The following is a 24,049-nucleotide window of genomic DNA, read 5'->3' as shown; positions in this document are numbered from 1 at the left end:
TTTTATCTGACTAAACTTTTTACCTTTTCAAAACATTTAATCCGTCAACAAAAAAATACACCAATATAATTATTGATGTATTTTTTCATTCTTGTAGATTAAGTTTACATAATAATATTATCGCATTCTAAATTAATAGTGATTTGTATAAACAATCCATATCTCGCCAAGCATATGCTATTTCTTCTACATTTAGTCTTTCTAAAAGTTTCGTGTCAATTTTTTCCGGATTATATTTTTCATAAAACTTTTTAGAAGGATTATTAGAAACTACCCAAACTAAAAGAGATTCCATATTATCTTTTTTACAATCAAATAGTAAAGCTTGAAATAATCTTTGTCCTATCTTCATTCCTTGATACTCTTGTAAAATGTATATTGCATATAATTCCCCATCACAATTATATGTACCTGTTCTTTCAACTCCCCCATCGATAAATCCAATTATTTTACCATTTAACGTTTCTGCTACAAACCTAAATTGATGCCCGTCTTCTTTTTGAAATATACTTTCCCATAGCTTTTCTCGTTGGTCATACGTTATATTGTCTAAAATTTCATTAGAGAATATCCCCTTATACGTTGTTTTCCAACTATCCACATGCACTTTTGCAATTGCCGAAATATCATCTTTTATTGCCCTTCTAATATGTATCTCCACCATACTCATCCCCCTTAGAAAATAATTATAGCAAAATGTTTTGTATGCATTAAAAAAAGAGTGAATTTTCATCACTCTTTTTATCTACTTTCAACTTCTACTGAAACAACATGATCGATTTCTTTTAAAGAACTATATAATTCAGTTGTATATAAATCTTCTGGAGCTAAAATGACCATTTCCAATTGCTGAGATGCCCCATTATCAATATCTTTAATTTTCACTCGTTTCACTTGCATATTTAAATTTTTAATTTGCTTAAAAATCCCGTCTAACTCTCGATGTTTGTTTACGGTAATTTTTATAGATAAGTCCTTTTGTCTTAATGAATAAGGGCCTGCAATTTTCACAATTTGCGGAAGTACGTTAATCGCTAATATAATTAAAATCATAGCAACCGTCGCTTGTATATAAAACCCTGCACCAATCGCAATACCTAGTGCTGAAGCGGCCCATACCATAGAGGCTGTCGTTAATCCTGAAATAACGTCATTATTTCTTCGTAAAATTACCCCTGCTCCAAGAAAACCGATCCCACTAACAATTTGAGCGGCGAGACGCATTGGATCCATGTTTGTATGACCCGGTACAGAATAAACATTCACTGATTCAATTGAAACCATTGTAATTAAACAACTCGCTACGGAAATAACCATACTTGTTTTCACACCAAGCGGTTTATTCTTTAGCTGCCTATCTATTCCGATGAATAATCCTAAAAAGAGTGCTAAACCTAATTTGAATAAAAATTCATATGACATAATTCCTTCTCCTTACTTTACAATGTTTCCCTTCGAATATTTCACTATAACTCTTTTATGATATCAATTCCAGTCTTTTCTATTCATTTAAAGTAAAAAACCGAAAAAACATTTTTGACAATGTTTCCCCGGCTTTTTATTATAATTAAGATCTTTCTTTATTTTTGTTCTTTAATTTTAATTTGTGCATCTTTATAAAATGCTAACTTATTATCATTATACTCTTTTGTATGTTTATTAAATTGTTCTTTCGCCTTTTGCGCTTCCACATTTAACTCATTAACAGTTTTAACTTTTTCACCAATTTCTTTTAACTTCGTTTCTTTTACTTTTAATTTTTCATACAGTTCTTTTTCAGTCGCTAACGCCTTCGTGTAATTCTCATTCATCTTTTGGAAGGCATCATAACGATTTTTATACGATTCTTCTACTGTTTTTGCTTGTTTTTGTAATTTCTTATCTTCGAGTTTTTCAATATTATTTTGAACGGATGTCGTTTCTTTCTGCGCTTTTTCTAACTGTTCCTTCTCGTTTTTCAATACTTTTTCACGCTCGTCTACATTTGCAGTAGCTTGCTCTATTTTCTTTGAAACTGCTTCATTATGCTCTTTACCTTCTTGTAAAATTTGAGAATAAAGTTCTTGTCCTTGCTTTTCTAACTTCTCTAATTTTTTTGTGTCATCTGCTAAAGATTTTTCCTGTGTAGATGCTGCTTCAAAAGCCGTAAATAAATTTTCTTCTGGCTTTTCACCGAAACAACCTGATAATAATCCTACTGATAATGCTCCAACTACTGCTACTTTTCCATATTTCAACTTCAATTCCTCCATTACATACGGTTATCATGCCAGAGGTTCACGGGGAAGTGATTCTCTTCATGATATGCTTCAAACTCATAACCCTTTTCTTTTAGACCCTTTAATATTGCTGGCACAGCTGCGACTGATTGCGGATGAATATCATGCATTAAAATGACTTCTTGAGGATTTGTTGCACCAGCTAATACATTTTGAGCGATTTGTGCTGCCGCTGCATCGACTGGTACTTTATTGTATTTCCAGTCTAAAGAATCAATTGTCCAGTCCCATACTTTAAGACCACCCTCTACTACTTTGTTTCGAAGGCCTTCATTTAAACCAGGCTTCGACCCGTATGGTGGACGTGTTAATTGAGGTGATTTTCCAATAATATTTGCGATTAAGCTTTGATCTTCTTTCATTTCATTAACATATTCGCCATTTTTATATAACTTCGCAAAATTGTGTGTCATACTATGCATTCCAACATAATGACCCTCTGCATTTTGACGTTTTACTAAATCAGGAAACGCTTTTACATTCGCTCCGATTAAAAAGAATGTCGCCTTCGCATCATGCTGTTTTAACATATTTAATAATTCAGCCGTATATTTTCCTGGCCCATCATCAAATGTAAGATAAGCAACTTTTCTTTCCATTCCGTTAAAACGACTTGGCGCCGTTTTATTCATTTCAACTTTCGATTGTTCACTTGCAAGCTGCACTATATTTTCTTGCTTAGCAACAGCTTTTGCTGGTGAAGTAATAGATTGAAACATGAAATACCCAATAGCTACTATTGCAATCGCTATTGAAACAACTGCAACTCGTTTAATTTTAAAAGCCTTTTCCATTCTATCGAATTCCTCTCCCTATTAATCTTATATATAAATCACCCAATATAATTATACATCTATTTATTTTATTACACTATATAAACAATCTAAAATATGAATTATAATGGGAGTTTTATCAAAATTGTTGTTCCTGCCTCAACAAACTCTTTATTCTTTTCATACCAATTCTTGATTGCACTATGTACAACTTTCAAGAAGATTTGTTTTAACCTGTTTGCTCTTCATCTTCTATCAATTCAATTCGCTTTCAACTTGCAATGAGATGAATTTATTTTCTCTATTTTAGGAGTTAATTACCAAATTCTTTCCTCTAGTATATCGTACAATTGCACCTTTTGTTTATATAAATTAAAATGATTTGACTGTAGACGTGAAAAAACTAGTAGCCCTTCTACTAAAAATAAATGAAGCAATCCATTTCCATAAAAAAAGATTGGCTGAGGCCAACCTTTTTTTATACTTATTCATTTCGAGTTGGTTTTGGTGTAACACCTAAATGCTCATTTAACTTAGTCGAAATATCTTTCACATTTTTTTCGTTTGGAATGTAATAATAAATACCACCAATACGCTTATCCGTTCCTTCTATTTGCATCTTTTCCATTTGCAAATCTGATCCTGCCATATTTTTCGTAATAGCAAGCATATCATCAAACGTTAAGTTTGTTTTCATATTTTTATCAACTGCATCAAGTAAAGAGCCCATTTTACTAATTGATTGAACAGACATTGCTTTTTTCGCAATTGCTTCAATTACAAGTTGTTGCCTTTGACCACGCATTGCGTCACTGTCAATTTTACGCGTTCTAGCAAGTGCAAGGGCTTGTTCACCATTTAAATGTTGGTAACCTTTTTCTAAATGGATCATACCTGCTTGGTCTTTACTATCTTGTTCTGTGAAAGTAACAGGTACATCAATATCAATACCACCAATTGAATCTACAATTTGTACAAATGACTCAAAGTTAAACTTCACATAATAATCAACTGGTACATTTAAAAATCTTTCCACTGTATCTCTTGTACTTTCAACACCACCAAATACGTGTGCGTGTGTAATTTTATCTAATTTCTTTCTAGATGGAATATAAACACGTGAATCACGAGGAATGCTTACTAATTTAACGGATTTATCATCTTTATTAATTGTCGCTAATAAAAGTGCATCTGTTCGAACCGCTTCACCATATTGGCTTTTTCTCATTTCGCTTCCATCGACACCCATGATTAAAATCGAAATATTATCCTTTAAAGGTTCCACTTCTTTGTCCCTTTTTGATGACTTATCAATTTGTGCATATGCATCACTTACAACAGCTTTTGCTTTGTTATATATAAACGATCCATATCCTACTCCTCCAAAAACAAGTAGGAAAAATGGAATTAAAATGAACCATTTTATTGATTTTCTTTTAGAACGTTTTTTACTGCTTCTCGTATCTTGTTCTAATTCAGAGCTCATGTTCATTCTCCTCTCTTTCTCTTTTCCTAGTATAATGTATGTCTAGTAATCTTCATATTGAATTTCCTTTCAATCACCTTACATTTTTGTAAGGTTACATCATGAATCCAATATGTATTCCATTTCACATTATACTCTCGTGCTTATTTTTGGCAAGTCACTATTTATCAACTTCAAAAATTTAACACTTCAAAACGTTCAAATTTACAGATTTATCATTCTGTTATTTGCAGGTAGTAAGACTTTCACCTCATAATTTATCAGGAATAAAAGAGTCAAGTTTGGGCCGTGAAATTTTGATTGGTGATGACTAATAATCAGTGAGGGATAAATCCCCCACTGATTAAAATTTCACTTTATTATTTCTCATTTGGTGTGTATATCATTTGCTTCCCATTATTATAAATTAAAGCTGATTTTGCTTTTATTTTCGTTTTTTCTATTTCCACATCATCATTAGAGAAATTCACAATAATTTTAATCTCTTTTCCATAAGAAGCAGATTGTACTAACTTATCTTCTGACAAATATGCAAAGTTCGTCATTTCTTCTTTTACTGCCTTTTCATGAACATCATTCCAAACTTTCAGATGCTCTGTAATTTCTTTTTTATGCTTATTCCACTCTACTTCATCTAAATGGTACAACGGAGGAACATTATACAATAACTCATATAACATACGATTTCCAACCTCGTCCATTACCTTCAAACTTCCCCATTCCCAGTGGTGCGTTGTAATAACCGAATCATTGTATACTAGTTTATATAATGGCACCGAATATACTGGATTTAAATATACTTGCTTATATTCTTCTTTTAACGGTACTTGTTTTGCATATTTTTCTGGAACATTTTGATTTGGTGACCAATATCCACCGACATAATACGGGCTTGTTTTATTTTTTCTCATATCTTCATCGTCCCACTTAATAACTGGTGTTTCAATTCCATGAGCAAATGCAATCGTACTACTTGCAAAATCATTTCCGCCCTCAGAGCCAACTACCATACCTTTTTCTTGTGCAATATAATCCATTCGTTTTAATCGTGCTTGTAAATCTTGTTCTTGTGTCGTTAAATGTTTTGCCGAATAGTCATCATAAATTTCGCCCGTCGCGTCACAATCAATAAACCATGAATTATATTTAGGGCCATTTTGTAATATATCGTTCATTCGTTCTTTTACACTAGGAAGTGATAATGTCGGATTTAATTTTCGGCCTCTCCCTAAAAACCCTTGCACTTTCTCACCATTTTTCTTCGTTACAGTGGCTTCTTCATATAACGATGGGTCATTAAAGGAAGCTGTGTTCCAATTTTTATCACCTTTTTCGTGAATAGAATGGTAAGAATCATACGGACCAACTAAATATCCCATTTCCTTAGCTTCTGTAACGAAATTAGGCTGCATAAATCCTTGTTCCCAGTTCGGTAGACCAATCCACGCTTTGTCTATCCCTACTTTTTTCATTTCCTTTATTATATCCGTTCCATCTGCTTTACCCCATTTACTTACTTCTTCAACTGCATCACCGAGTACTGACTTTAATAAATGTTTATTTAAGCTATACAGCTCTGTCTTCGATAAGTGATCTACACCTTTCTTTAATAACACACTAGCTTCCTGATTAACTTTCGGGAAAATATCCTCTTTATACAATTCCTTCATAGATAATACTTCGTTTGTATAGCGTAAAATAACATTTTTTTGGTACTTATCGATAAAGTCTTGTTTACTCACCTGCTCAAATACATTCAATTCCCCAGGCTCTGAACTATTCTTTTGAATAAGCTCTTTTATATGGCTAAACACCGGGCTATTTATTTGCTCTCTTAGCTTCGGCCAATTCACGTTACTTTCTGATAAACCATTTTGATTCCAAAAGTAAAAATGAGCTGCCCCGTAAAGTTTTTCGATTTCTTTATTTTTTCTTGCCTTTTCTTGTAATGTTTTAAATTCACCTTTTCGAGCAATATTATCCTTATAGAGTTTAGCAATACTTACTGCATCATTATTTGTCACATATAATTGAAATCCATATTTTTTATTTTTATTTATACTCGGGAATTCATGTGTAAAATCAAACCCTATTTTCGGATCTGAATGAAATTTCAATTCATTATTAAACATATTGTTCGCAATATATACGATCGAATATTTAGAACCATTTAATGCAAAAAACTTCATAGAAAGTGATTCAGCAAATGAATATGCATCATCCTTTAAAAACTTCTTCCAATTCTCATCATTACTCGGAATTTGCTTACCTTCCCATAACGGAAGTGTATAATTTTCAGCTTGCACTTTTGGCCATGTAAAACTTTCTGCACCAGTCGATTCCACTTCAATATTTAAGTGGTCTTTTTTCTTTTCTAAATTTACTTTTACTTTTTGATCCGGATATTCCCATGATGTATGATCCTTGTCTTTTTTCAAATTCGATACCTTCATTTTTGGTAACGGTTGTGATGCCTGTTCTTTTACACCATCATGTTCTACAGTTAACGTAAAAGTCTCAGGATTTACATCGTAAGTAAAATCTTTATACGTCGCTTTCTTTATTTTAGACTCTTGTAAAGCATCATTACCTTTTACATCACACCCGACTAAAGTCGAAAATGACAATGTTGTAAGAAGACATATCGCTATCATTTTTTTCATCTTCTGCACCTCCACCAATGAATATACAGGAGGTTTGTTACAGGAATATGGCAAAAAAATAATAGAGCTAGCATTATGCTAGCTCTATTATGAGCAAAAAAAATTTACGTATAACTATAATCTGTTTAAAGAAAATATGTAATACAGTGGGACTTTAATCCTTGTTTTTTTATTCTCACTAATAATTAGATCAAGCAAATCTAAATTCCATCAAGCTTTCCTTAACTGAAAAAGTAACTATATATAATATATCCTAAAACTAGCACTAAAATTAATATCCCTGTACCTTTCCAATTCATACCACCTGTCATATCAGCGGGGCTACCTGATTCCGCCCTGTTGAGTCCATCATTCAAAGAACCGGTAGGATTATTTTTCAATTCACCTTGTCTCATGCGTTCTCTTTTTTCTTCTGGTGACTCTTTTGAACTCATATAATCACCTCTAAAATTAATGTTCATTCCGAAAAATCCCCTTTAAAATAGATTCTCCATAACGTAAAGAAAGCTAGCGATGCTAGCTTTCTTTATAATCCAATATGTTCTTCCTTATTTACAGTAATCCCTTTATGATCAATTTCAAGCTCACATACTTTCATAGCTGCAAATACTCTCGCTAATTGGTCAGCTATTTCTTTACGCTTCTCGTACGGAGTTAAAATAAAAATGGATGGTCCCGCACCACTAAGCGCTGTGCCATATGCTCCAAATTCCTTTGCACATTTACGAATTGATGGTAATAACGGTACAAGTTCTAAACGATATGGCTCGTGGAAATGATCTCGTTCCATCATTTCACCTACAACTTCCCACTTCTTTTGACATAACGCAGCTACTAATACGTTGCTTATCGCACTAGCTTTAACTGCTTCATGAAACGGAAACATCTCTGGTAATACAGATCGGCTTTCATCTGTATTTAGCTCTTCATTTGGAATAAGAGAAATTACGCCTAATTCCTTACTTTCAATTCTTACAACCGAAACATTCTTTCCATCAAGTGCTCCGATTACAGTTCCACCTAAAATAGAAGCAGCAACATTATCTGGATGCCCTTCAAAATTTGTAGCAATTTGAACCTTTTGATCAGTTGTTAAATGTAAATTTCCAAGTTGATTCGCAAGCTCTATTCCTGCTACAATCGCTGATGCGCTACTTCCTAGCCCTCTTGTCAGCGGAATATTACTAGTAACTTCTATTATATGGGGTGATAAAGAAGGACATACTTTACATGCCGTGCTAACAATTAAATTTTTATCGTCTGTTGGAATTGAATCTTCAAAGGAATGGATTACTTGCCATTTATCCGCTTCCGCCTTTACCAGCACATCTAAATATAATGACAATGCTATTCCTACTGAATCAAATCCAGGTCCAACATTTGCTGTACTAGCAGGGACACGAACTCTTACTGGTATCACGACATAATCACCCCTTTAATATGATCTTTAATTTGTTCTATATTATTTGAAACACTTGCAATGTCTAATTTATTAGAAGAGATAGCGATATCAGGATCTTTCAAACCATTTCCAGTTAATACCGCGACAACTGTTTCGCCTTTTTTGATTTTTCCAGATTGAACATGTTTAATTACGCCGGCTAATGAAGCATTTGATCCTGGTTCAGCAAAAACTCCTTCCGTTTTTGCTAACAATCTATACGCGTTTAAAATTTCTTCATCTGATACCATATCTATTTCACCATTAGACTGCTCGGCAGCCTCTACTGCATATGACCAACTTGCCGGATTACCGATGCGAATCGCTGTTGCAACCGTTTCAGGCGCCTCAATTACATGTCCTTTTACAATTGCCGCTGCTCCTTCCGCTTCAAATCCATGAATTCTTGGTTTCTTATAACCTTTTTCTTTCTCATATTCACAGAACCCTTTCCAGTATGCTGTAATATTTCCAGCATTCCCAACAGGTATAGCTAGAACATCTGGTGCGTTTTGCAACTGGTCACAAATTTCAAACGCTGCTGTTTTTTGCCCTTCAATTCGATAAGGATTCACTGAGTTTACTAATGTAATCGGCTCTTCCGCAGCAATGTTTCTTACAGCTCTAAGTGCATCATCGAAATTCCCTTCTATTGAAATAATCTCCGCTCCATAAGCAACTGCTTGTGCTAATTTCCCATGCGCAATCTTTCCTTCTGGTATTACGATAATACATTTCATTCCGAGGCGTGCCGCATAAGCTGCAGCCGATGCCGATGTATTACCTGTAGATGCACAAATGATTGCCTCTGCCCCTTCTTCTTTCGCTTTTGCAACTGCCATTACCATACCACGGTCTTTAAAAGAACCTGTTGGATTCGCTCCTTCATACTTTCCGTATAACTGAATCCCTAATTGTTTTGATATATTTAATAATGGAATAAGGGGTGTATTTCCTTCCATTAAGCTGACATCAGGTGTGTTTTCATTCACCGGTAAATAAGAAGCGTACTGGTTTAATAGTCCTTTATACATATTGTTTTTCCTCCTCAATAATGTAGTAACTGTTTATTTCACTTGCGACATCTTCTATCGCCCCTAAAACTTGTTCGAATTGATATTTTGAAGTTCGATGCGTCACAACAACGACTTCTGCAAGCTCACGATTCAAAGGTAATTGAATTACCTCTTTTAAACTCACAGAATAATCGACGAAACATTCTGTTATTTTTTTAAACATTCCAGGCTCATCTCGTAATGAAATGCGCAAAAAGTATTTTGAAACTACTTCTTCATCTCCTTGTAATTCATACGGCTCCGGTTCTTTTAATACACTTTTATTTTTCGGAACTTGATTTATATTTTTAACGATTGAAATAATGTCACTTACTACAGCAGAACCAGTTGGTAACTTCCCAGCTCCAGGTCCGTAAAACATCACTTCTCCTACTGCTTGACCGTGAACATACACCGCATTAAATTCATTATTCACATTCGATAGCGGATGATGACGTGGTAATAAAGTCGGTTCTACACTTAAGTGAATGGATGATCCTTGTTTTTCAGCTTTACCAATTAATTTCATTGTAAATCCTAATTTTTCGGCCATCTCTAAATCTTCTTTTTCAACCTTTCGAATACCTCTAACTTGAACATCATCTAAAGAAACATTCATCGAAAAACCTAAGTTTGCAAGAATTGCTACCTTTCTCGCAGCGTCTAGTCCATCTACATCCGCTGTCGGATCTGATTCTGCAAACCCTAATTTTTGCGCTTCCTGTAAAGCCTCTTCATACGACCATCCATTTTGACTCATCTTTGTTAACATATAATTTGTTGTTCCATTTACGATTCCCATTATTTTTTCAATTTGATCTGAAGCTAGCCCGTCTGATAATCCTCTTAATATTGGAATCCCACCGGCTACACTCGCTTCGTAACATAGGTCACATTCATTTTTATTTGCCAGTTGCAGAAGCTCCGCACCATATACAGCCATTAAATCTTTATTTGCTGTTACGACATGTTTCTTACTTTGCAAAGCCTTCACAATATGCTCTTTCGCTTCTTCAATTCCGCCCATTACCTCTACTACAATATCAATATTTGAATCATTTAGAACTTCATCGACATTACTTGTTACTACGATTCCATCAATGCAAACATCACGTTCCTTTTCCAAATCACGTACAACGACTGTCTTTACCTTTACTTCATACCCTGTATCAAGAGTAATTTTTTTATAATGTTCTTTCAAAATATGGACAACACCACTTCCGACAGTACCTAACCCTAATACCCCAACATTAATAACGTTATTCATCTTCTAATCTCCTCCTAAATAGTTTAATTGTTACACCTATGAATCACCTTACTCTGCTTTTTAATCATGCAGGTGATGGTTATTTCCGTACGTACTAATCGTTTCATGTTACCGCACCTCCTTTCAAAGTAATAAAGTGAAACTTTAATCAGTGGGGATTTTGTCCATGCCTCACTGATTATTAGTTGAACCAATCGGGCTTTTACGGACAGTTGATCTCCCGTCTTACTCCCTCGCATCCGCCAAATTTTGAGATGGGAGTCTTACTGACCGTTAATGCGGGATAAAAAAAACACACTCATCCCTAGGAAAGGGACGAATGTGTTTTCGTGGTTCCACCCTTGTTCCAACCTAGACTTACTTTCTTCTAGATTGCTCAAGTTCAGATAACGGCTGATACCGTCAATAATTACTAGATTGCTCGTTCACTATTGAAGTTCAAAGGTGGTAAGATCATTTCTCGTGTTAGGAAGCTCACAGCCTTGGCCTCCCTCTCTGTAAACCGTAAAAATGTTCTCATGTCCTTATCGTTACTTTTTCGCTCATGTTTATTTGTTAACTCATTATACTCGCATAAAAAACAAAATCAATACTATTTTTTAATTATTTTAAATTTTCAATCTTAAAAACTATAAAAAAAACACACTCATCCCTAGGAAAGGGACGAATGTGTTTTCGTGGTTCCACCCTTGTTCCAACCTAGACTTACTTTCTTCTAGATTGCTCAAGTTCAGATAACGGCTGATACCGTCAATAATTACTAGATTACTCGTTCACTATTGAAGTTCAAAGGTGGTAAGATCATTTTTCGTGTTAGGAAGCTCACAGCCTTGTCTTCCCTCTCTGTAAACCGTAAAAATCATCTCATGTCCTTATCGTTACTTTTTCGTTCATGTCTATTTGTTAACTTATTATAGTTATCAACTTTTCAAAAAGCAAGCCTATTTTTCTTCACAATTTTTAAGAATATGAATAATTATATTTTAAAATAACAAATCATCTAATACAGATTTATTCTCTTGCACATATATTCATCACATACAAATTAGCAATATTTATAGTTAAAGTCTCACTCTAAAACGTTTAGAGTTTCATACTTCAACACTATATTTAAAAAATAATTTTTAATACAATCTTTCCCTATAACTTTCTTCTAAAGAACGTGCAACTTCCTCTTCTGAAGCATTCACTTTCGCATGCTCCATTAACATTTTCGGTGCTGAAGGTAGCTCTGTTTTATTTAACCATGACTCTGGATCCCACATTTTTGAACGAATAAAAGCTTTTGCACAATGAATATAGCATTCTTCTATTTCAACAACAATTCCAAGTAACGGATTGCGTCCATTCGCCTGCATTTCTTTCAAAATTTCTTCATCGTTCGTAATATATGCTTTACCGTTTATTCGGAGTGTTTCTCCAAGACCCGGAATAAAAAAGATTAACCCTACGTGCGAATTTGAAATTATATTTAAAATAGAGTCTATACGACGATTACCCGGTCTTTCTGGGATGATAATTTTATTTTCATTTAATACATATACAAATCCAGGTGCGTCTCCCCTCGGCGAAGCATCACACTCTCCGAATTTATTTGCAGTAGATAATACTAGAAAAGGCGATTTAGACAGGAAATCTACACAATGGTGATCAAGTGATGAAATAACTTTTTTCAAAGCCCGTTCACTTGGTTGCCCCAATATTTGTCGTAATTCTTCCTCAGTTGAAATTATTGATTTTATTTCCTTATTCTCTATCTTCACTAATAATCACTCCTTTTTCTTTATTTTCCCAAAATTCAATACAAATATTGTATAATAAAATTTGCAGAAAGGGGAATTAAAATGACAGAGTGGTTAACAATATTTGATCCTGAAAGAAATACACTTGGAAAGAAATTACGTGATGACGTGCATCGTGACGGTGATTGGCACGAAACATTTCATTGCTGGTTTGTAGAAAAAGATGCTGAGGATATGTTCTTATATTTCCAATTACGCTCTAAAAATAAAAAAGAAGCTCCGAATATATGGGATATTACATCAGCTGGACACATTATGCATGATGAAGATGTACAAATTGGCGGTCTTCGTGAAATTGAAGAAGAATTAGGACTTTTCTTTCAAACTACTGATCTAACATACAAAGGAATCTATAAAATAGATTATGAAATTTCAAATCTTACTGATCGTGAATTTTGTCATATGTATTTTCACAATGTAATAAAGCCACTTCCATTTGCACCAGGTGAAGAAGTAGACGATGTGATGAAAGTACATGCAACTTCTTTTCTACAACTATTAAGAAGAGAGATTTCATCTTTAACGACTAATTCTGTTTTAAACAGTAAACCGATAACAATAACATTTGAAGATATTTATCCGTATGATCTTGAATACTATGAATTTGTTGTAGAACAAGGCAAAGAATTGCTAAAAAATAATAGTTTGTAAATAAAATATGACTCCCAGCTAATAATACTCGGGAGTCATGTTTTTTCCATTATTTCTCAAGTTTCTTTAAGCTTTTCTCTACTCGTATGATTAAACGTATAATTAACAATAGCATGACAGCCATAATCACTGCTGTTGTATGGGGATATCTAAACAATATACTAATAACACTTCCAATTAACATCATAATAAATCCATTTTGATTCATCACTTCTGCACTATACTTGTTACCCGCATCCCATAATTCCTTATTTTTCATTGATCGTTTCGTACGGTAACCGTATGCTGCGTTAATATCCGTTGGTGGATTTTTTTGAAGAATAAGTGCGGCAAGTATAAATATAATACCAATCAATATGCTTATTCCTATGTTTACTAGTGCATACATCAATCATATCCACCTCCTAACTTACACTTTCATTATACTATACAACTTTACATGTTCCAATTATTAACATTTTCACTTTCTCTCTTTAGATGTCTGGAACATACTTGGAAGTGTTACAAAACGCGCTCCTTTCGTTTTTAACTGTGGAATGATTTTGTCTAGCGCCTCTACTGATCCTTGTAAATGTCCACCTGGAGTTGAATGTTGAAGTATAACACTACCTGGAAATGAATTCCCTAACACATTATTTGTAATTGTATCAGCACTTACACCTTTCCAATCAACCGTATCAACACTCCACTGTACAATCATAAAATTTTGTTCTGTCGCCCACTTCAATTGATTTTCAAGTATTTCACCGTAAGGCGGACGTATAAACTTCGGTGCATAACCAGCTAAACGATTTAATATTTCTTCCGTTTTTATAATTTGATTATGGTACTCAGCCTCATTTACTTTCGCTAAATTCGGATGACTATACGTATGATTACCAATTACATGCCCTTCATTAGCGATACGCTTTACTACATTTGGATACCTTTCTGCATTTTCACCAAGCAGGAAAAAAGTAGCTTTTACATTATGTTGTTTTAACTTATCTAAAATTTTTGGCGTAAATACTAAATCTGGTCCATCATCAAATGTAAGAGCCACTTCTGCTTTATTGTATGGTCCTGAAAATGCATACGCATATTTTTCGGCCCACGAAAATGGTGTCCATGACCCTCGATCCTCTTCTTTCATTTCGGCTTCATAATTTTGAGGAACATGTAATGCGTATGGCATCGCATTTACATAGTCTCCATAATAAAATGAATGATATGGCATATAAGTATACGAAATATTGCGTTCTAGCCCCAAAGGAAATGGAACGAACATTTCTGGTGAATAAAAATAATACATGATAAAAACCTCCCTAAAATTTCATATGTGATTCAGCTGCACTTTGTTAGAGAAATTCTTATTCATGAACAAAAATAAGACTGTCCGTAATTAGGACAGTCTTATTGATTTATATACTTAATAAATTACTTTACTATCTTTCGGTAATTTTCTTACATGCTTTAAATAACTCGACACTTTGTCATCGGCATCTTGCGGATATTGATATTCATAAGTGTTAGCAATTTCGTTCGAAACTTTCCTAAATAAATCACCCATTACGAAAAATGAATCCCAAATGTTTTCATATTCTGCATTTGAAAATGTCCTTTTAAACTGCTCCCAGACATCTTTTTCAACATATTGTTCGAAATGCTTTCCAAACTTCCCAGCATTAACTGTAAACTCTGTTTTCATACCGATATGCCACTCTAGCATTACAACCAACATATCTCGTACAGGGCCTTCAAGCATCCCTTTCGCATAAGAAAGTTCCTCGCGCCACAATCCTTTCCCTACATTTGTACTGCACCACCAAAATTCATTACAGCAATCCAAAAACTCTTTTTCTGTAGGCTTTTTTATCGTGTAATCATTATCGTTTGCTGGTGCAAACTCGCCAATACAATTATCTTTATCAAGTAGCAATTTACTTAAACTATCCTGTCCAATAAATTTATTTATTAAATCCACTGGAACTAGCATTAAATCAATCCGGTTTCCATCCATAAACTGCATTAAATACGGAAATTTCCCGTCTTCATCCGCTGGAACTAACGACATTTCTTCCGGCATTTGCACAATCATTATTTCTCCAAATCTATTAATCCAACTATGATTACACGTAAAAGATTGTATATCTTTTACAACATAAATAATATCATAGTCTTGAAAACAATCTTTTTTCACATTTGGATTCACACGTGACCCATTCATGATGACAGCTCGAATTCTTTCATCCTCTTTTGCTGTATTTATAATTAAGTCTAGCATTTCTTTTTCCGTTCTCATCTACTCACAACCTCCAATTCTTTAATATAACATATAGCGTTATGTATATCGGAGGGCCACGAGCTAACTGCGTTGTACACGATACACGTTATAATTGTTCAAACATCTTTTTCATTCCACTTATCTCCTTACATCATTCTTTAACGACTGCCATTACAAATCCATCGTATCCTTTACTTCCGACAGTTTGAAGCGCTGTAGCACTTACACGTGGCTCAGCAGCTATTATCTCATAGAAACGACGTATCCCTTGTACACGAGGATCGCTGCTAGTATTGTCAATAACTTCTCCTTCACGTACTACGTTATCCCCAATAATTACAGTACCAGGGCGTGATAGCTTCATTGCCCATTCAAAATAAGCAGGGTTATTTTGTTTATCCGCATCTATGAAAATAAAATCAAATGGTTCATACTTCTCATTTTCTATTTGTTTTAAAGAATCTAACGCTAATCCTACTCGTATTTCTATTCTATCATTCAAATTGGCACGTTCAATATTGCTCCGTGCAATTTCAGCATGCTTTTCACTTGCTTCTAATGTAACAATTCGCCCTCCAGATGGCAATGCTCTTGCAAGCCATATAGTACTATATCCGCCTAGAGTGCCAATTTCTAAAATGTTACGTGCTCCTTGAATTTGTACTAATAGTTGTAAAAACTTCCCTTGAGTCGGCGATACATCATGTACTGGCAAATTAGCTGCAACGTTTGCTTGAAGAACTTCTTCTAATGTAGAATCTTTTGGTATTAATACATCACTCATATATTGATCAACAGCCGTCCATTTCTCAATTGTACTCATGTAAATACCATCTCCTTCAATTTTCCAATGCTTTTCTACCATTCACATCTGATTATACCAAAAATTCTGTCCTATAAACAAAAAGAAAGAAGGGACACCCACTCCATTACAGAATAGATATCCCTTCTTTTGTTTATAAATTTATCCCTTACGGATTAGTAGACCAAAGTCCTGCTGATTTAATAAATGTACGTTTATTTAATTTCAGCTGCGCTACGATAAACTCTGCAATATCTTCCGCTTGCATTACTTTATCAGGGTTTCCATCAGTTAATCCTAAGTCTACAGCCATGTCAGTTGCTACTGTACTTGGAGTTAAAGCTGTTACACGGATATTATGTTTACGAACTTCCATTGCTAACGATTCTGTTAAACCAAGAACACCAAATTTAGAAGCACTATATGCACTCGTTACAGGTGCACCTTTTTGTCCTGCTGTAGATGAAATATTAATAATATCACCAGATTGTTGTTCAATCATACTTGGTAAAGCTGCACGAGTTGCATAGTATACACCCATTAAGTTTACTTGAATGATTTTTTCCCAATCAGCAACGTCTAATTCTAAAAACTTACCGAATTTAGAAATACCAGCGTTATTAATTAAAATATCGATAGATCCTAAACCGTTTTTTAATGTTTCAATTGCAGTAGTTACCTCTTCATATGAAGATACGTCAGCAGTTGCAATAACAGCTTTTACGCCTTCTGCTTCTACTTCTTTCGCAACTGCTTTTAAGTTTTCTTCTGAACGAGCTAAAAGACCAACATTTACGCCTTCTTTCGCTAATGCGATCGCTACAGCGCGACCAATCCCTCTACCTGCTCCTGTAATTAAAGCATTTTTTCCTTGTAATAATTCTGCCAAGTGTAACACTCCTTAATCTTCTCAGTTGTTTATTATATTAAAAGTGTATCTATGTTTATGTAAAAAGGCAATGATGCACTTTTATGTGCGTAGGTTACTTATAGGTAACTATAGTAATGGTAAATGCATTTTTAAAGAAAAATAGTGTTAGAAGGCCTCCTTCTAACACTATTTTTCTTCATGATTTGGAATACGCACAATAAATTCTGTACCATTTCCTTCTACACTCTCAACTTTTATTTTTCCTTGATGAAGGTCGAGTACTTTTTTTACAATTGCTAGACCTAATCCACTTCCTCCATAAGCACGGTTTCGTGAAGAATCCGCTTTATAAAAACGTTCAAAAATATGTTGTTTCTGTTCTTCGGATATACCAATTCCCGTATCATGAATACTTACTTCCAAGAATTCCTTATGTTCTTTTAAATGAATTGTAATCGTGCCACCATTTGGTGTGAATTTAATACTGTTATGAATTAAATTAATCCATACTTGGCTCATACTTTCTTTGTCTGCAGTAACACACACTTTATCCATATCGAGATCTAACTCAAGTCCTTTTTCATCCCAAAGAGGCTCACTATTTAACACAATTTGTTTCAACTGTTGATCTAATCGATAAGTGGCTCTTTCTGGTGAATACTCCTCTGACTCTAAAAGTGTTAGCTTCAATAAATTTTGACTCAATTTAGATAATCGCGTTGTTTCAGTTTCAATAATAGTAAGATAATGTTTTCTTTTTTCAACTGGTAGATTATCATCTTGTAGTGCTCGAGCAAATCCCTTAATAGATGTTAATGGCGACTGTATTTCATGAGAAACATTCGATACAAATTCTTGTCTCATTTTCTCCATTGCATTAAGTTCATCCGTCATATCGTTAATACTTTTTACAAGCACACCAATTTCGCCATCATACTTTTCTTCATTCCGTATTTTTACAGAGAAGTCCCCTTTTGCAATTTTTTGTATCGGTTCAATGATCGTCCAAATCATCGCCTCTCGCTTCGGTCTCATTAAAATCCCGATTAATGTCCAAATAAGAACGATAAAAACAAAGCCGACCATATCACTAATTAGAAAACTAATAAAAGGCGATACGTTTATTTCAAAAGCTTTCATTAGACTAGACGATACAAAAAAGGCTATTGACCAAATTATAGTAAGAAAAGCAAAGAGCGCTACTATCGCCCCTATTACTTTTAACATCTTTATCTTACTCATTCTTTCTCTTTTTCTCATTTACTTACCTCTAAGCGATACCCTAAGCCCCTTATCGTCCTTATACTAAACTTCGATAGCTCTTCTTGAAACTTTTCACGCAACCGATTAATATGAACGTCTAGCGTGCGTTCATTCCCTTCAAAATCATATCCCCATACGTCTTCTATTAATTGCTCTCTTGAACAAGTTCTTCCCGCTTTAGATCCTAATGTAAAGAGCAACTCAAATTCTTTTAGCGGCAGCGTCACCGTTTGTTCTCCGGCGTTAACTTCAAATGTTTTACGATTTAACAGTACATTCCCAACTTGAATAGATTGCGATACTGTAATTTGGTAACGTTTCAATAATGCCTTCACTCTCACAACTAATTCCAAAGGATCAAATGGTTTTACAAGATAATCATCTGTTCCGAGGTGAAATCCTTTTACTTTTTGAGATGTTTCACCTTTAGCAGTCAGCATAAGAATTGGGATATCATAGTATTTTCTTAATTCATAACATAAATCAAACCCATCCATATTTGGCATCATAATATCAAGAATCGCCATATCGACTTTCACTTCTTCTATTTTTCGAAGAGCATCTAATCCATCAACGGCCTCATATGTTTGAAAACCTTCTCGTTCCAAAAATACAGAAACAAGTTCTCTAATGTGCGGATCATCATCTACAATTAAAATTTTGGGTATCAAGGAATCATATCCTTTCTGCTTAACATACTTTTTGGCACTCTAAAATCAACAATCAGTGAAGTGCCCCTTCACTGATTGTTTTCATTCTATAATGCTCCTTCTTTAATTTTCAATTGTTGCATTGCAAATTCACGGTACATGTCATGTGTCCGTAATAACTCATCATGTGAGCCACTTCCTGTAAGATTCCCTTTTTCAATAAAGATAATTTTATCTGCATCTACAACAGTAGAAAGTCTATGCGCAATAACTAAAGTTGTTCTACCTTTCATTAAGTTATTTAACGCCTTCTGAACAACCGATTCCGATTTACTATCAAGACTTGAAGTCGCTTCATCTAACATAAGGATTTGCGGATTTCGTAGTAACGCTCGAGCAATCGCAATTCGTTGTCTTTGCCCTCCAGAAAGCTTCACACCACGCTCTCCAACTTCTGTTGCGTATCCACTTGGTAAATCATGAATAAACGCATCAACATACGCCATCGCTGCTACTTTTTCAATTTCTTCATCCGTCACTTCACCCTCAACACCGTAACAAATATTATCACGAATCGTTCCATCAATTAACGGACTATCTTGTGAAACGTAACCAATTTGACGTCGCCATGATTGTAATGAATATGCTGTAATTGGTTCTTTCCCTAATTTTATGAAACCACTAGTTGGCTCATAGAAACGTTCTAACAGCGAGAATAAAGTTGTTTTTCCGCTACCACTTGGTCCTACAATCGCCGTTACTTTTCCAGATTCAATCGTGAAATCGATATTTTCCAACACTTTCTCTTCTTCGTTATACTCAAAATGTACATTTTCAATAACGATCGACTGCTTCGCATTTATAACATTCATACCTGTTTCATGATCTTCTACTTCATATTCTAAAATCGTATTAATTCTTTCGGTTGCACCAATTGCTTTTTGGAACTGAGTAAAGAACATAGATAACTGACTCATCGGCATAATAATTTGAACTAAATACAAAATAAATGCTACAAGTTCACCTGTTGTTAATGCACCACTAGAAACTCGCATTCCACCATACCCTACGATAATAACAAGCAATGCCATTAAAACAAACGACATAACAGGTGAAATTAATGCTTGCACTTTTCCTTCTTTCAAACCAAATTGCAATAATTTTTGGATACCTGTATTACCTGTTTCATATTCTTTTTTTTCCGTATTTGAAGATTTTACTAAACGAATTTCTGATAGTACTTGTGTTAATACACTAGTAAAAGAAGCCGTTTCATCTTGAAGTGCTTTTGAAATCTTATACATTTTCCGTCCAAGTGGAACTAAAATTAGTACCGATAATGGAATAACCGTTAAAAGTAAAATTGTCATTTTCCAGTCTAAAACAAATAATACAATTAATGACCCAATAATTGAGATACCGCCTGTTAATAAGTTTGACAAATGCTCAGAAATTAATGTTTTAACAACACCTGTATCATTTGTCATACGACTAATTGTATCTCCCGTTCTGTTTTGATCATAATAAGACACTGGTAAAATAAGTACCTTTTTCCACAATCGTTCTCTAAGTCCAGCTACAATTTTTTGTCCAATATAATTCAGTAAATAAATTGACAATCCTGCAGCAATTGTTTGAATAATAAAGAATGCAATTAATCCAACAATTTGTCCCGTACTAATTGAAGAAAGTGAAAAATTATCAACTAAACCTTTTGTCAGCATTGGAATAAACAAACTCGCTCCAGTAGAAAGTAAGCTCATTATTAATGCAAAAATAAGAATGCCTTTCGGTGGATTTGTATCTTGAATGAGACGTAAAAACTGCCTCCAATTCCCTTTTTTCTTTTCTGTATTCCTAACTTCCATTGTCGTTCATCTCCTCGTTATAAACAAAACTATTCTTTCTAAAACTAGAATACGCTATAAATGTAAACTGAATGTAAACACACTTTTTTCTAATTTTACAAAATATACATATAAACTCATCTTTACAACAAGTATAAATATCTGATATTATTACCTGGTACTTATTATTATTCTATGTAAATTATAGACTACGCATAGAAAATATATAACTAATTTTATCAATTAGCTAATTTAAAACACTATATAAATCTCCAGCATTGAAAGGAGTATCCTTTTTGCAAACAAATAAACATTCCGAAAAGGAAACAATCATTTTTATTCATGGATTAGTTGGAAATCGCCGCGCCTTCAAAAAAGAGCATAAACGATTTTCTGCCTCCTACAACATTATAACTTATGATTTATTAGGTCACGGCGACGATAAAGGAGAAGCTATCGACTTTTCAATACAGCGCCTCGTAGATCAATTATTGAACTTGTATGAAAAAGAGGGAATTAAAAAGGCTCATATTTGTGCTCTAAGCTATGGCTGTTATATCTCTACGACATTTGCACAAATGCATCCAGAAAAAGTATTGAGTATTTGTCATATTGGTGGACATTATAATAACCCTTCCCGTTTATATAATGTTTTTCAGAAATTTTGGGAAAAACGCGGTGATGAATATTCATCTTGGCTTTCTCAGTATGCTAGTACTATTTTTCCAAGTGGAATACTAAGGGCAAATCCGTTCGCTGTTATTTCACGAAATATTTATTACCGTTTCGGATTACAATTACACTCGTCCATTATTGCTGAGTCATTACGACATCGCTTAGAATTCGACTTGAAATCTAAATTAAAAGCACTTCCCCATCCTATATTATGGGTGATGGGAGAACATGATCATCTCTATAAATCTTGTCTCTTTGATTTGAAGTCCATTCTTCCGAACGTTTTATATAAAGAAATTCCATTAGCAGGTCATGCAGCAAACTTATTCCGTCCAAACTATTTTCATGATTTATATGCTAAGTTTTTGCATGGGAAATTGACATAAAGTGAAACTTTAATCAGCGGGGGTTTGTCCATCCCCCGCTGATTATTATCCCGCAAATAGCAGGATAAATACTACTATACTGTTAGTTTATCCAACTATGAAAAAGGCTTCCCAAGTTTCCCTGGAAAGCCTTTTCTCTATACGAAAAGTATATAAAATACTTTTTCTTAGTATGCTTTTGTGTAACCTAATAGGTGCTTACTCCAGTAAGAGTTGCTTACAGAGCTAATGCGTACACCAGTTGCGTCAGTTTCTGCACTGATGAACTGTCCATTACCTAAGTAAACGCCCATGTGAGAAGGACCTGATTTATAAGTATTTTGGAAGTATACTAAATCACCTGGTTGTGGATTGCTAGTTTTTGTTTTAGAGCTCCAGTATCCAGCAACTGTTTGACGAGCGCCTTTATGACCAGTTTGATTTAATACGTAGTGAATGAATCCACTGCAGTCAAAACCAGCAGGTGTTGTACCAGCAGTTCTGTATGGTGAACCATTTAAAGATCTAGCGAATCCAGCGATTGAAGATGTATCTCCACCTGTTGGTGCTGTTGGTTTTTGTACTTGATTAGTACCTTCGTTACCATCAGTAACTACATTGTTCACTCCGCCTTTTACAAACTTCACAAAGTCTGCACTTACGTAACCTGTACGGCCGTTATGGTTAATTTTATACCAACCATTTTCAGCGCCAGTAACGTTTAATACTGTACCGTTTGTTACCCCACCAATTACAGGGTTATATGTAGCTGGACCTGTACGTACTTTTAAAGCACCTGTGTTAACAACATATGATCCACCAGTTTGAACTGTAGTAGTATTGTTGTTGTTGTTTGTAGTTGGTTGCTGTGTTTCGTTAGATACAGCTGAACCACCTTTTGTTACGAAGTCTTTGCTTACGTATCCAGTTCCACCATTGAAGTTAATTTTAAACCAATCTTGAACTTCACCTACAACTTGAACTGTTTTACCTTTATTTACAGAACCTAAAACAGTATGAGACGCGCTTGGGCCTGTACGTACATTAAGTGAAGAAACGTTTACTGTGTAAGTACCTGTTCCTTGCTGAACAGTAGTAGTAGTTCCTTTATTGCCACCAGTTGTTACGAAGTCCCCACTTACATAACCTGTTTGACCGTTTACACTAACTTTGAACCAACCGTTTTCTTGTCCAATTACTTGAAGTACTTGACCTGATTTCACTTTAGAAATAACGTTATGTCCTGTACCAGCACCTGAACGTACATTTAATACATCAGCTGTTACTGTGTATTTTAATTCAGAAGTTGTTTCTACCGTTTTTGTTTCAGTTACAGTCGTTTGAGTTTGAGTTTGTCCATTAATTTCTTTTAGCGCATCATTTGAAACTTGTGCATGAGCAGAATCCATTCCAGGAACTGCTACACCTACTACAGATGCTGCTGCTAAACCTGCGATTACTTTTTTCATAAGTTGTCTTTACTTCCTTTCCCTACTATCCTCTTGAGAAAACTATAAACTTAGTACTTTACAATATTATCAAAGTAAAATATTCATCCAGTTCCATTTTTTAGCAAGAGTTTTATTTTTCACACATCATTTATTTTAAACGATTGAAGTGAATTTAGTGTGAACTTCATGTGAACTTTATCATTAAACAGTGTGTTTTTGCAATGCTTTTTTCAAATTTCTTATGTATTTCATTGAAAATTCGACATTCCACTCATTATCTTAATATATATTTTTCTTTTGCTATCCACTTTAAAAAACTCTATTAATCTAATACAATGCAAAGAATGTATTTTCTAGTAAAGTCCCTTCCATGAAGCATACTCTTATCATGACAAAAAATGCTTTTTTTATCAATAGTATAATATTTTCAGAAAACTTTTTTTGA

General features: G+C 34.3%; 22 protein-coding genes, 1 pseudogene and 2 other annotated features. Of the genes and pseudogenes, 2 read left to right on the top strand and 21 right to left on the bottom strand.

Annotation, left to right across the window (positions count from 1 at the left end):
- Nucleotides 1-127: 127 nt before the first annotated feature.
- From ABH957_RS08670 to ABH957_RS08615, 12 genes and pseudogenes are all read right to left on the bottom strand, one after another.
- Nucleotides 128-664, bottom strand: a complete 537-nt coding sequence (locus ABH957_RS08670) for a GNAT family N-acetyltransferase (protein ID WP_002012376.1) — start codon at nt 662-664, stop codon at nt 128-130.
- A 77-nt stretch (nt 665-741) separates the two neighbouring features.
- Complete coding sequence (locus ABH957_RS08665; protein WP_002012374.1) at nt 742-1,422, bottom strand: MgtC/SapB family protein; 681 nt, start codon at nt 1,420-1,422, stop codon at nt 742-744.
- 158 nt (nt 1,423-1,580) lie between these two features.
- Nucleotides 1,581-2,237 carry a YkyA family protein gene (locus tag ABH957_RS08660; RefSeq protein ID WP_002086134.1) on the bottom strand — a complete coding sequence of 219 codons (657 nt, stop codon included), beginning with the start codon at nt 2,235-2,237 and terminating at the stop codon, nt 1,581-1,583.
- Between the two features lie 14 nt (nt 2,238-2,251).
- Nucleotides 2,252-3,073 carry a peptidoglycan-N-acetylglucosamine deacetylase gene (locus ABH957_RS08655; protein WP_404454932.1) on the bottom strand — a complete coding sequence of 274 codons (822 nt, stop codon included), beginning with the start codon at nt 3,071-3,073 and terminating at the stop codon, nt 2,252-2,254.
- 134 nt (nt 3,074-3,207) lie between these two features.
- A pseudogene (locus tag ABH957_RS08650) lies at nt 3,208-3,474 on the bottom strand (sensor histidine kinase); the annotation flags it as partial.
- Between the two features lie 62 nt (nt 3,475-3,536).
- On the bottom strand, nt 3,537-4,538 hold the full coding sequence (locus ABH957_RS08645) for an LCP family protein (protein WP_002126935.1): 1,002 nt from the start codon (nt 4,536-4,538) through the stop codon (nt 3,537-3,539).
- A gap of 359 nt (nt 4,539-4,897) precedes the next feature.
- Nucleotides 4,898-7,201: a glycoside hydrolase gene (locus ABH957_RS08640; RefSeq protein WP_404454929.1), complete on the bottom strand. Its 2,304-nt coding sequence runs from the start codon at nt 7,199-7,201 to the stop codon at nt 4,898-4,900.
- Nucleotides 7,202-7,422: 221 nt separating this feature from the next.
- Entirely contained in the window at nt 7,423-7,635 is a 213-nt protein-coding gene (locus ABH957_RS08635; RefSeq protein ID WP_404454926.1) for a DUF6366 family protein, read from the bottom strand.
- Nucleotides 7,636-7,727: 92 nt separating this feature from the next.
- On the bottom strand, nt 7,728-8,621 hold the full coding sequence (gene thrB / locus ABH957_RS08630) for a homoserine kinase (protein WP_219302045.1): 894 nt from the start codon (nt 8,619-8,621) through the stop codon (nt 7,728-7,730).
- Nucleotides 8,618-9,676 (bottom strand): threonine synthase, encoded by a 1,059-nt coding sequence (gene thrC / locus ABH957_RS08625; RefSeq protein WP_404454923.1) that lies wholly within the window; start codon nt 9,674-9,676, stop codon nt 8,618-8,620. Before thrC ends, thrB begins: the two co-directional genes overlap by 4 nt.
- Nucleotides 9,669-10,964 (bottom strand): homoserine dehydrogenase, encoded by a 1,296-nt coding sequence (locus ABH957_RS08620; protein ID WP_404454920.1) that lies wholly within the window; start codon nt 10,962-10,964, stop codon nt 9,669-9,671. Before ABH957_RS08620 ends, thrC begins: the two co-directional genes overlap by 8 nt.
- A gap of 308 nt (nt 10,965-11,272) precedes the next feature.
- Nucleotides 11,273-11,504: a binding site (T-box leader), on the bottom strand.
- A gap of 116 nt (nt 11,505-11,620) precedes the next feature.
- Nucleotides 11,621-11,852: a binding site (T-box leader), on the bottom strand.
- Nucleotides 11,853-12,088: 236 nt separating this feature from the next.
- Nucleotides 12,089-12,727: a pyridoxamine 5'-phosphate oxidase family protein gene (locus tag ABH957_RS08615; protein ID WP_002012360.1), complete on the bottom strand. Its 639-nt coding sequence runs from the start codon at nt 12,725-12,727 to the stop codon at nt 12,089-12,091.
- Between the two features lie 81 nt (nt 12,728-12,808).
- On the opposite strand from ABH957_RS08615, the gene ABH957_RS08610 reads away from it, so the two are divergent.
- Nucleotides 12,809-13,417: an NUDIX hydrolase gene (locus ABH957_RS08610; protein ID WP_404456473.1), complete on the top strand. Its 609-nt coding sequence runs from the start codon at nt 12,809-12,811 to the stop codon at nt 13,415-13,417.
- Between the two features lie 49 nt (nt 13,418-13,466).
- On the opposite strand, the gene ABH957_RS08605 is transcribed toward ABH957_RS08610, so the two are convergent.
- The 8 genes from ABH957_RS08605 to ABH957_RS08570 all read right to left on the bottom strand — a co-directional run bounded on the left by ABH957_RS08605 (nt 13,467) and on the right by ABH957_RS08570 (nt 21,134).
- Entirely contained in the window at nt 13,467-13,805 is a 339-nt protein-coding gene (locus ABH957_RS08605; RefSeq protein WP_242308932.1) for an SdpI family protein, read from the bottom strand.
- Between the two features lie 72 nt (nt 13,806-13,877).
- Nucleotides 13,878-14,708, bottom strand: a complete 831-nt coding sequence (locus ABH957_RS08600) for a peptidoglycan-N-acetylglucosamine deacetylase (RefSeq protein ID WP_404510975.1) — start codon at nt 14,706-14,708, stop codon at nt 13,878-13,880.
- Nucleotides 14,709-14,825: 117 nt separating this feature from the next.
- Nucleotides 14,826-15,698 carry an aminoglycoside 6-adenylyltransferase gene (locus tag ABH957_RS08595; RefSeq protein ID WP_404510973.1) on the bottom strand — a complete coding sequence of 291 codons (873 nt, stop codon included), beginning with the start codon at nt 15,696-15,698 and terminating at the stop codon, nt 14,826-14,828.
- A gap of 133 nt (nt 15,699-15,831) precedes the next feature.
- Nucleotides 15,832-16,503, bottom strand: a complete 672-nt coding sequence (locus tag ABH957_RS08590; protein ID WP_404456467.1) for an O-methyltransferase — start codon at nt 16,501-16,503, stop codon at nt 15,832-15,834.
- 148 nt (nt 16,504-16,651) lie between these two features.
- Entirely contained in the window at nt 16,652-17,371 is a 720-nt protein-coding gene (locus ABH957_RS08585) for a 3-ketoacyl-ACP reductase (protein ID WP_000818985.1), read from the bottom strand.
- Between the two features lie 168 nt (nt 17,372-17,539).
- Nucleotides 17,540-18,613, bottom strand: coding sequence for an envelope stress sensor histidine kinase HitS (hitS, locus tag ABH957_RS08580; protein WP_404456464.1), 1,074 nt, complete (start codon nt 18,611-18,613; stop codon nt 17,540-17,542).
- Nucleotides 18,610-19,287: an envelope stress response regulator transcription factor HitR gene (gene hitR, locus ABH957_RS08575; protein ID WP_085310518.1), complete on the bottom strand. Its 678-nt coding sequence runs from the start codon at nt 19,285-19,287 to the stop codon at nt 18,610-18,612. Before hitR ends, hitS begins: the two co-directional genes overlap by 4 nt.
- An 86-nt stretch (nt 19,288-19,373) precedes the next feature.
- Entirely contained in the window at nt 19,374-21,134 is a 1,761-nt protein-coding gene (locus ABH957_RS08570) for an ABC transporter ATP-binding protein (RefSeq protein ID WP_404491390.1), read from the bottom strand.
- Between the two features lie 275 nt (nt 21,135-21,409).
- Between ABH957_RS08570 and ABH957_RS08565 the strand changes: the two genes are divergently transcribed.
- Nucleotides 21,410-22,174, top strand: a complete 765-nt coding sequence (locus ABH957_RS08565) for an alpha/beta fold hydrolase (protein ID WP_002086164.1) — start codon at nt 21,410-21,412, stop codon at nt 22,172-22,174.
- Nucleotides 22,175-22,341: 167 nt separating this feature from the next.
- On the opposite strand, the gene entFM is transcribed toward ABH957_RS08565, so the two are convergent.
- Nucleotides 22,342-23,622: an enterotoxin EntFM gene (gene entFM / locus ABH957_RS08560; protein ID WP_404510971.1), complete on the bottom strand. Its 1,281-nt coding sequence runs from the start codon at nt 23,620-23,622 to the stop codon at nt 22,342-22,344.
- Nucleotides 23,623-24,049: the final 427 nt, after the last annotated feature.

The sequence above is a fragment of the Bacillus sp. RC242 genome, from assembly GCF_044908245.1.
Lineage (GTDB): Bacteria > Bacillota > Bacilli > Bacillales > Bacillaceae_G > Bacillus_A > Bacillus_A mycoides.
The sequence above is the reverse complement of the archived record's forward strand: the minus strand, read 5'-3'. Positions and strand labels throughout refer to the sequence as shown.

Excerpts from the sequence above, each read along its gene's own strand:
- ABH957_RS08670 (WP_002012376.1), bottom strand. The coding sequence starts at position 664 with ATGGTGGAGATACATATTAGAAGGGCAATAAAAGATGATATTTCGGCA.
- ABH957_RS08665 (WP_002012374.1), bottom strand. The coding sequence starts at position 1,422 with ATGTCATATGAATTTTTATTCAAATTAGGTTTAGCACTCTTTTTAGGA.
- ABH957_RS08655 (WP_404454932.1), bottom strand. The coding sequence starts at position 3,073 with ATGGAAAAGGCTTTTAAAATTAAACGAGTTGCAGTTGTTTCAATAGCG.
- ABH957_RS08645 (WP_002126935.1), bottom strand. The coding sequence starts at position 4,538 with ATGAGCTCTGAATTAGAACAAGATACGAGAAGCAGTAAAAAACGTTCT.
- ABH957_RS08640 (WP_404454929.1), bottom strand. The coding sequence starts at position 7,201 with ATGAAAAAAATGATAGCGATATGTCTTCTTACAACATTGTCATTTTCG.
- ABH957_RS08635 (WP_404454926.1), bottom strand. The coding sequence starts at position 7,635 with ATGAGTTCAAAAGAGTCACCAGAAGAAAAAAGAGAACGCATGAGACAA.
- thrC (WP_404454923.1), bottom strand. The coding sequence starts at position 9,676 with ATGTATAAAGGACTATTAAACCAGTACGCTTCTTATTTACCGGTGAAT.
- ABH957_RS08620 (WP_404454920.1), bottom strand. The coding sequence starts at position 10,964 with ATGAATAACGTTATTAATGTTGGGGTATTAGGGTTAGGTACTGTCGGA.
- ABH957_RS08610 (WP_404456473.1), top strand. The coding sequence starts at position 12,809 with ATGACAGAGTGGTTAACAATATTTGATCCTGAAAGAAATACACTTGGA.
- ABH957_RS08605 (WP_242308932.1), bottom strand. The coding sequence starts at position 13,805 with ATGTATGCACTAGTAAACATAGGAATAAGCATATTGATTGGTATTATA.
- ABH957_RS08600 (WP_404510975.1), bottom strand. The coding sequence starts at position 14,708 with ATGTATTATTTTTATTCACCAGAAATGTTCGTTCCATTTCCTTTGGGG.
- ABH957_RS08595 (WP_404510973.1), bottom strand. The coding sequence starts at position 15,698 with ATGAGAACGGAAAAAGAAATGCTAGACTTAATTATAAATACAGCAAAA.
- ABH957_RS08590 (WP_404456467.1), bottom strand. The coding sequence starts at position 16,503 with ATGAGTACAATTGAGAAATGGACGGCTGTTGATCAATATATGAGTGAT.
- hitS (WP_404456464.1), bottom strand. The coding sequence starts at position 18,613 with ATGAGAAAAAGAGAAAGAATGAGTAAGATAAAGATGTTAAAAGTAATA.
- ABH957_RS08570 (WP_404491390.1), bottom strand. The coding sequence starts at position 21,134 with ATGGAAGTTAGGAATACAGAAAAGAAAAAAGGGAATTGGAGGCAGTTT.
- entFM (WP_404510971.1), bottom strand. The coding sequence starts at position 23,622 with ATGAAAAAAGTAATCGCAGGTTTAGCAGCAGCATCTGTAGTAGGTGTA.